The sequence below is a fragment of the Colwellia sp. E150_009 genome (assembly GCF_053543955.1).
The window spans coordinates 80,702-89,045 of record NZ_JBHFOM010000015.1; the positions used below are offsets into that span (position 1 = coordinate 80,702).

Annotated in this window: 6 protein-coding genes; 2 read left to right on the forward strand and 4 right to left on the reverse strand. The window is 36.7% G+C overall.

Translation table 11 applies throughout. The features are described from left to right. Positions 1 to 20: 20 nt before the first annotated feature. From ACE1OF_RS09025 to ACE1OF_RS09035, 3 genes are all read right to left on the reverse strand, one after another. The gene (locus tag ACE1OF_RS09025) at positions 21 to 1,007 is read right to left on the reverse strand and encodes a thiamine pyrophosphate-dependent dehydrogenase E1 component subunit alpha (RefSeq protein ID WP_448893996.1); all 987 of its coding nucleotides are present in this window, start codon (positions 1,005 to 1,007) and stop codon (positions 21 to 23) included. A gap of 89 nt (positions 1,008 to 1,096) precedes the next feature. Then, entirely contained in the window at positions 1,097 to 2,686 is a 1,590-nt protein-coding gene (locus tag ACE1OF_RS09030) for a GMC family oxidoreductase (protein ID WP_448893997.1), read from the reverse strand. Between the two features lie 54 nt (positions 2,687 to 2,740). Then, positions 2,741 to 3,271, reverse strand: coding sequence for a transcriptional initiation protein Tat (locus tag ACE1OF_RS09035; RefSeq protein ID WP_448893998.1), 531 nt, complete (start codon positions 3,269 to 3,271; stop codon positions 2,741 to 2,743). Positions 3,272 to 3,888: 617 nt separating this feature from the next. Between ACE1OF_RS09035 and ACE1OF_RS09040 the strand changes: the two genes are divergently transcribed. Together ACE1OF_RS09040 and ACE1OF_RS09045 are read left to right on the forward strand one after the other, a co-directional pair. Next, positions 3,889 to 5,892, forward strand: a complete 2,004-nt coding sequence (locus ACE1OF_RS09040) for an outer membrane protein assembly factor BamB family protein (protein ID WP_448893999.1) — start codon at positions 3,889 to 3,891, stop codon at positions 5,890 to 5,892. 57 nt (positions 5,893 to 5,949) lie between these two features. After that, positions 5,950 to 6,312, forward strand: a complete 363-nt coding sequence (locus tag ACE1OF_RS09045; protein WP_448894000.1) for a c-type cytochrome — start codon at positions 5,950 to 5,952, stop codon at positions 6,310 to 6,312. A 1,009-nt stretch (positions 6,313 to 7,321) separates the two neighbouring features. Here the strand turns inward: ACE1OF_RS09045 and ACE1OF_RS09050 are convergent. After that, positions 7,322 to 7,906 carry a VOC family protein gene (locus tag ACE1OF_RS09050; protein WP_448894001.1) on the reverse strand — a complete coding sequence of 195 codons (585 nt, stop codon included), beginning with the start codon at positions 7,904 to 7,906 and terminating at the stop codon, positions 7,322 to 7,324. Between the last annotated feature and the right edge of the window lie 438 nt (positions 7,907 to 8,344).

Genomic DNA, 8,344 nt, shown 5'->3' on the forward strand with positions numbered 1-8,344 from the left:
TCTCCTTTGTGTAATTATGGTTAAGCGAAAACATGCAACATGGCTTCTTCTGGTTCTGGGTATTCACTCTCACGAGCAAAAGTAATTGCTTTTTCTATTAATTGCTGTGTTTCTTGAACCAAAGATAAGTCTTCGTCGTACGTAATGATGTTTTCGCTAAGTAATTTCTGACGATAAGTAGGCAAGGGATCTTCTTGAATTAGCTGCTCTTTTTCACCTTCAGGACGATATGCTTCAGCATCTCCCATGAAGTGACCAGCCAAACGTGAAGTTTGTATCTCAATTAGCGTTGGTCCTCCCCCATTTCGTGCACGATCAATTGCCTCTTTTGTGGCACTGAATATTTTGTCTGGACAATTGTGCTCAATATGAATACCTGGCATGTTGTATGCCGCAGCACGGTCACTATTTTTAGTCACTGAAGTAGAGGCTGATTTAGCGACTGATATACCCCAATCATTATCTTCTATTATAAATATTACGGGCAAATTCCATACGGAAGCTAAATTCAGGGATTCATGAAAAGCACCTTGATTTGCTGCCCCCTCACCAATATAAGAAATGGCTATACCTGATTTATTTTGCATTTTTCTTGACAGAGCTGCGCCTACTGCAGGCCCCATTCCTTGAGCAATAATACCTGAGCAAGAGAAATTAACATCACTATCAAACAAGTGCATATGACCACCACGGCCACCACTTAGCCCTGTTTTTTTGCCAAATATTTCAGCCATCATCTTGTCAAGGTTAACCCCTTTGGCAACCGCTATATGATGAGGCCTGTGGGTTGCTGTTATGATATCTTCAGCATTTAGATGGGCGCATACTCCAACGGCACATGGCTCTTGACCATTAGACAAATGCATTTCTCCAGGAATAGGTCCATTAGCCATATTAAAAACTGGCTTTTTTCCTTCCATATAAATCGCTTCTATCCGTTCTTCCATGTAACGACTAATTAGCATATTTCGGTACATCCAGATACGCTGTGAATTTGTGGGTAACATATTTTTCTCCTAAAATAAAAATGTGATGATTTTGTCCTTTAAAATTAAAGGCATGGGAAGTAAATTCAAAAGCACCACTAAACTTTTAACTACAGAACGTCGGTTTTCATCAATTTTTCAATGTATTCAGCTTGTCGAATTGCCAATGCGACGATAGTAAGTGTTGGGTTAACAGAAGCACTAGTGACAAACTGACTGCCGTCTGAAATAAATAGATTAGGCACATCGTGCGATTGCCCCCATTTGTTTACCACCCCATCGCTTGGTTTTTCGCTCATGCGGTTTGTACCCATATTGTGACTATTTGGGTATGCAGGTAGATTATGTAACTTAATTGCACCAACTGATTTATATAGCTTGGCTGTTTGGGCATAGGCATGATTTCTCATGACAATGTCATTGTTATGATCTGTTTTTGTTATGACGGGAACAGGTAGTCCATGCTGATCTTTTTCTGTTGGATGTAAAGTAATACGATTACTTTCAACAGGCAAATCCTCACCACAAATCCAAACGCCTGCCATATTCTTGTAGTTTTCTAATGCCTCAGATATTTCTCTCCCCCAACCACTAGTGCCAGGTTTCAAAAATGCCGATAAGAAACCTAAGCCTAGGGTTAAAACTTCTAATGAATAGCCTGCTACAAAACCGCGTTCAGGGTTATTATCGCGTTCACTTGTTATTAAGCTGGGTACTGAAGTACCGCGATGCATATTGACAGGTTTGGGGAATACACCGTAAACGCCACCAGTTGTGTGTCCCATGTAGTTCCGACCAACTTGTCCAGAGGAGTTGGCTAAACCATTTGGAAACTTTTCAGAAGCTGAGTTAAGTAAAAGGCGAGGGGATTCTATAGAATTACCTGCAACACAAACAATTCGTGCTTTTTGTAGTTTTTTATTACCATTTTCATCAACGTAATGCACACCAATGGCTTTACCACTATCGTCATGTTCTATTTTTAACACCATAGAGTTGGGTCTAATTTCACATAAACCAGTTGATTCAGCTTTTGGAATTTCGGTATACATTGTTGACCACTTAGCACCTATTCGACACCCTTGCATACAAAATCCAATTTGTTGGCAGGCTGGGCGACCGTCTCTGGCTACAGAGTTTATTGCCATGGGAGCATTGGAAAAGGTCATTCCTGTTCGCTCTGCCGCTATTCTGTGTAATTTTGTGTGGCTGCTTTCAGGTAAATCTGGTGTTCCAGTTGCTTTTGTACCTGTAACGCCCATTTTGTCTTCTGCTTTGTCGTAATAGGGTTCAAGTTCTTCATAAGTAATTGGCCAGTCAGCAACATTGGCGCCTTCTATGGCTCCGTTGGTAGATTTCATTTTAAATTCGTGTGGTTTAAAACGTAGTGATACGCCAGCCCAGTGAATTGATGAGCCGCCAACGCCTTTGCAAATCCAGGCAGGTAAGTTAGTATGGTTTTTAGCATGGTGCCAACCTCCAGCTGAAATACGCTTATCAAGCCACGATAGCTTCATAAACATTTCCCACTCACTATTTTTTATATCTTCAAGTGTAAATCGTTTGCCTGCTTCCAATACTACTGATTTAACACCCTTTTGTGCGAGTTCATTGGCAACAGTACCGCCACCAGCACCCGAACCAATAATAACTACAACATCATTATCGTCTAAATCGAATTTTGCTACATTTGTCATCATTTCTTCCCCAAATTTATTTAATATTTTTTTTATAAATGGTTAATTTTTATTAAATTAGTCGTTAAGCCAGTCAAGTTCGTTTAATCCTCGGTTTATGTAGCCTCCTTTTTCCCAAGACGAGCCTTGATAGCCAAATAAATGGAAGAGCTCTTTGTTGTCATAAAGCCCAAACATTAATGCTGTTCTAACTTTTATAAAAAATGGGCTGTCTTCAATTGAGCGTAAAATTCGAATTCGGTCAGGTTCATAACCCACTTTGGCAAATGGTTGTCCGAGTTTTTCAACGCTTAATTGGTCTAGCATTACAATCCCTTCACCAATTAATTTTTTTTCTTGATTTGCGAGATCATCGACAATCTTCTGATAATATTTATTTTCTACAATGTCGTGTGGATAAATGTCTTTAGCCATAACTAGCATTGTATGACTGACATAATCTGATTCAGGCATAGTGATAGTTTTAACTGTATTATCGGACGATGTGGAACAGCCAACTAATGTTGAAGCTATGACGGTTCCTGCAACACCACTGCCAATTTTATTTAAGAAATTTCGACGTGAGATAAAGTTATTTTTATTTTTCATAGTTGCGCTCTCTGTTTAAAGATAAATGTATCAAAGCAACTACTATGCCAATTAAAATATTTTATTATATTTCATGGTGTTATATGTATTTTTGTGTTGTTTTATTGAGTTTTATTTGGTTGGTAACAGCTAGTGAGACAGGTGTTTCAACTGAATGATATGAAAAATAGAAAGAAGAACTTTATTCTATGAATACAGTTATTATATTTTGATTTTGTCTTTGTGGTTTTGGCTTTTATTGCTGATATATGAAGGTACGCATTTACGAAAAATAGAAGTAATGTTTATTTTTACTTGTGAGTTTAAGGTTATATTCTCAAATATTTTAAATTCCTTATGGTTGAAGCACCTGTATCACCTTACAAAATTTGATTTTTCAAGAAGGTTTTTTTTAATATATTTTCATGTAATCTGTTGTAATTAAAGTGTAATTTTTTATTGGTACGGCTTTTGCTTTTTCCAGTTCAAATTAAATTGGATTTATATTTTTTCTAGATTTAAAACTAGATAAAAATTTATGTAATCCTTTAATTTACACGTCTAATTAACATACAGCCACGTAATGGCGGCTAATAACAAAATAGACAATTATTATATGATAAATATGGGGAAAAATAATGACGCTAAGAATAAAATCAGCGAAACATGCTTGCAAGGGGCTTAGATTATTGGTTCTACCAATTGCTATAAGTATCGCGGCATCAGGCGGTGTAGCTAACGCCGCAAAACAATCTAATTGGACAGAATACAATGGAGATAAATCTGGCTCTAAATATTCAGAAGCTCCATTAGTGACAACCAAAAGCGTTAAGAATATGTCTGTAGCTTGGGAGTGGTCTATGCCAGACAATCAGCTATGGAAAGATAATCCAGATTTGAGAACATGGATGAATCAAAGTACGCCTTTAGCAATTGATGGCATTTTATATTCAAGTTCACCTATGAGCTTTGTATCAGCTATTGACGGGGTGACAGGTAAAACCTTATGGACTTTTGATCCAAAAGCTTACACCTTTGGTTCACCACCGAATTTAGGTTTTATCAGCCGAGGATTGACTTATTGGTCTGAAGGCAATGACAAACGTATTATTGTTGGTACTGCTGATGGATACTTAATGGCATTAAATGCAAAAACAGGTAAACCTATAACTACATGGGGTAATAATGGCAGAGTTGATATTACTAAGGGATTATTGAGACCTGTAGATCGTGCAAATGTAACTATTACATCACCACCTATTGTTTGTGGTAATCAAATCATTCCAAGCTTAGCTGTTTTAGATTCTTTTGCTGTAGGTCGACCGCCAATGAAAGAACATCCCCCAGGTGATATACAAGCTTTTGATATAAAAACAGGCAAGCGATCATGGGTTTTTCATAATCCTCCTCAACAAGGTGAACAGGGAAATGAGTCTTGGGAAGATGATGCTTGGAAGAAAACTGGCGGCATGAATATGTGGGCACGTCCTAGTTGTGATGAGGATAGTGGCCTAGTTTATCTTCCGTTTTCAACACCAACTAATGACTTTTATGGTGGTGAGCGTAAAGGTGATGGCCTGTTTGGTGATTCGCTCGTAGCTTTGGATGTGAACTCGGGTAATATTTCTTGGTATTATCAAATAACACATCATGCGCTATGGGACTACGACCTGCCCACTGCACCTAATTTGATGGATTTAACCGTTAACGGTAAAAAAATTAAAGCAGCGGTTCAGGTTACTAAACAAGGCTTCGTCTATGCGTTTGATCGTTTAAACGGTAAACCAATCTGGCCAATTGAAGAGCGCAGTGTACCTCAATCTAACGTACCAGGTGAGAAAACTTCTCCAACGCAACCGTTTCCAACAAAACCCGCGCCATTTGTTCAGCAGGGGGTAACAAAAGATGATCTTATCGATTTAACACCTGAATTGAAGAAAGGAGCGCTAAAAATTCTTAAACGGTATAACTATGGCGAATTATTTACACCACCTACAACAACGAAAGGAGGTACATTACAAGTACCTGGCGTACTTGGGGGAGCTAGTTGGGTTGGTGCAGCTCATAACCCCAAAAGCAATGTTTTATATGTTAATTCATTTACAATTCCTTTTGCTATTAAATTGAAGAAAGAAAAATCTGCCGCGTATGAATACACGGGTACTTGGGGGGGCGTAGGTGGACCTAAAGGCTTACCATTATTCAAGCCACCATTCTCTACTATGACGGCAATAGATATGAATACAGGTGAACATTTATGGCGTATTCCAGCAGGTAAAGGCCCTGTTGATAACCCTGAAATTAAGCATTTAAATCTTGATCGGGTTGGTGTGCCTCGTCAAAGTCATTTTACTTTAACAAAGAATGTTCTATTTGTAGCTCCTGAAGGAACATATAGTGTTCTAGGCTTATCTACTCGGGGTAATGCTTTAGTTGCTCAAGCATCGGAAGAAGAAGCTGAACCTTATATGTATGCTCATGATGCTAAGACAGGTAAGTTGATTTCTGAAATAGAACTTCCTGGTGGTGTTTTTGGGGCATTGATGTCTTATAGTGTAAATGGAAAACATTATGTAGTGATGCCTATCGGTGGTGCAGGAACAAACGCTAAGCTTGTCGCTGTACAAGTAGGCGGTAAATAAAACGATTTGGGTTGAACATAGTTCAACCCTTTTATTTTTACATTACATGAGATTATTATGAAAAAAGCAGCTTTTTTATTAGTCATATCACTTTTTGGTGTTATCAATTCATCTCTCGCTGGCGGTGTACCTCAATCTGCTGGTGAAGAGCCAGTTAAAACAATACCTGATTTAGCTGACATTGAGCGTATTGCTGAAGGTAAAGAGATTTTTCATTCTACCTGTGCCGATTATTGCCATGGTCATGAGCCTGCAGTATTTATAGGAAGAGGCGATGAGTTAATGCCTAACTATATTTATGACACTATTTTTAAAGGCGGGCAAGGTGCAACACCAATGCCTCCTTGGGGAGAAGTTTTTGATGAACAAGAAATATGGTCACTTGTTGCGTATATAAAATACCTAGGAACCGCTGAGTAATTATAAATTACTCAGCGGTGGTTAGTTCATTAAGCCATAATTACATAAAATATCCTTATTTTATTTATTTGAACTTATTTATTTGAATGTAGGATTTGTTGGACTTTTGATATAATATTTGTAGCTTTATAATGAAAACTTAATGTCAGTAGTAATTAGTGTGATCTGATAGATTAATAGGGCACATGCAACTTACTGTGATTAAAAAAGTTGATTTATAAAATGCAAAGAGATCATAACTTAATAGAGAAAGTTCAGCATATCTTAATTTAAAAACAATTATATTAATGGTTTTGAACGTGTTAAAACCCAGTAAATTTGAAGAGTAAGGGTACATATCAATACATTCTGTGTTATTAATTGAAGGTGTACAGTCTTTTTAATTAATATGGTTATAATAAAACTATTGCATATATAAACTGCATATTTAAATAATTGACCCACTTCAATTCCTGCATTAAAAACAAATAAATTGCTTATGTTCGTCTAAGCACCTTCTTACTCAAGTTCATTACAACAAATCAAAAGTCAAAGCCGTGAATAACACTAATGATTAATATGGGACTAGTGTCTAAGTGTTATGCTTTTTAAAATAATAATGCTTGTGCTGTAAAACAAATAGTTAGGGCTACTAATAGCTCTATTTCAGTGGTGAATATTGGTGGTGGTATAGAGATACTATTACTATAGAATAAGCTGAACAAATGGCCTATAGTAAGTGAAAATAGCTTTTATTTCATTAAATCAAGTGCTTGTGATACTTTGTATAGAGAATAGTTTGTTCTCTATATCTTTCCAACGATTATGTTGAAGAATAAATGAAAGGAGCATTTTTATGCGATAACACGGACGAACTGTAGATGATGAGAAAGAACGCCCTCCAAGTATTTTTATCACCGGTTTTAACTATTTTCATTAATTGAAAAATATAGTCATTGATGGTACGAGGTTTAACGTTTTTAATTAACAGCACTACCTAATAAACGGTAGTGCTATCTTTATACTTTGCTTAGTAACGAGGATCCCACATTCTGCTTCCCATTTCTTTCTCATATCCTTGACCGAAAGGATAGCTAACAATTTCTAATTGCATACCCCAAGGTGTTAAAAAGTAAACCCATGTTAAGCCAGCCATACCTGTATCAGTGAATGTATGAGGTTTACCGAGCACTTTAATCCCTTTATCTTTAAGAAATTTAACAGCTTCATCCATATCATCAACATAAAAAGCGAGGTGATGACCGCCGATGTCACTATTACGAGGCGGTGTTTTTCTTTGGTCTGGTGACGTGTACTCGAAAATTTCTAATGCAGGTCCGTTTCCACAGCGCATTAAATGAGCAGTTTTAATAACAGCTTTTTTGTGCACGTTTAAGTTTTCAGTCATCCAGTTATCATCGAATGGTCCGAAAGGTCCTATATTATAAAAAGATTCACAGCCTAAAATGTCTTTAAAAAAAGCGGTTGCTTCTTTAACATCTGGTACAGTAAAACCTACATGCTGTGAACCTCTCATCCCTGGCATGCTATCGGCAGCTTGAGAAAATTGACAAGTAAACGTTAATATTAACGCTATTAGTATTTTTTTTTTCATTATTATGTTCTCCGTTAGATAAGAAATGTACTTAAGTACTTTAAGCGTATAGCATTTTTTATACCAACCGAGGCTGTATATGCTTTTCCTCAAATAAATGTGGTAGTAAAATCAATTTTGTTACAGCTGTCTCACAATGTGAAGGTAACCTCTAAATTCCCATAGTAGGCTGGTAACGGTAGCAAGTTTGACTGATCGAAAAAGTTTGGTAAATAGCTTATACCATTAGTTTCATTAATTAAGTGACCTATTTTATACGTAGAAAAAATTGCCAAATACAAGGTAGTTGGTCGTAAAGAGTAGAAGGTGCTTTTACTTTAGTTTCTGATTATATTTAATTAATACCATTTTTATTAAATTTGTGATCTAATTGATTTTATTTTTCATACCTAATATCACAACTTATGAGTCCCTTTGATCACATCGACTTTAAATCCC

Excerpts from the sequence above, each read along its gene's own strand:
- ACE1OF_RS09025 (WP_448893996.1), bottom strand. The coding sequence starts at position 1,007 with ATGTTACCCACAAATTCACAGCGTATCTGGATGTACCGAAATATGCTA.
- ACE1OF_RS09030 (WP_448893997.1), bottom strand. The coding sequence starts at position 2,686 with ATGATGACAAATGTAGCAAAATTCGATTTAGACGATAATGATGTTGTA.
- ACE1OF_RS09035 (WP_448893998.1), bottom strand. The coding sequence starts at position 3,271 with ATGAAAAATAAAAATAACTTTATCTCACGTCGAAATTTCTTAAATAAA.
- ACE1OF_RS09040 (WP_448893999.1), top strand. The coding sequence starts at position 3,889 with ATGACGCTAAGAATAAAATCAGCGAAACATGCTTGCAAGGGGCTTAGA.
- ACE1OF_RS09045 (WP_448894000.1), top strand. The coding sequence starts at position 5,950 with ATGAAAAAAGCAGCTTTTTTATTAGTCATATCACTTTTTGGTGTTATC.
- ACE1OF_RS09050 (WP_448894001.1), bottom strand. The coding sequence starts at position 7,906 with ATGAAAAAAAAAATACTAATAGCGTTAATATTAACGTTTACTTGTCAA.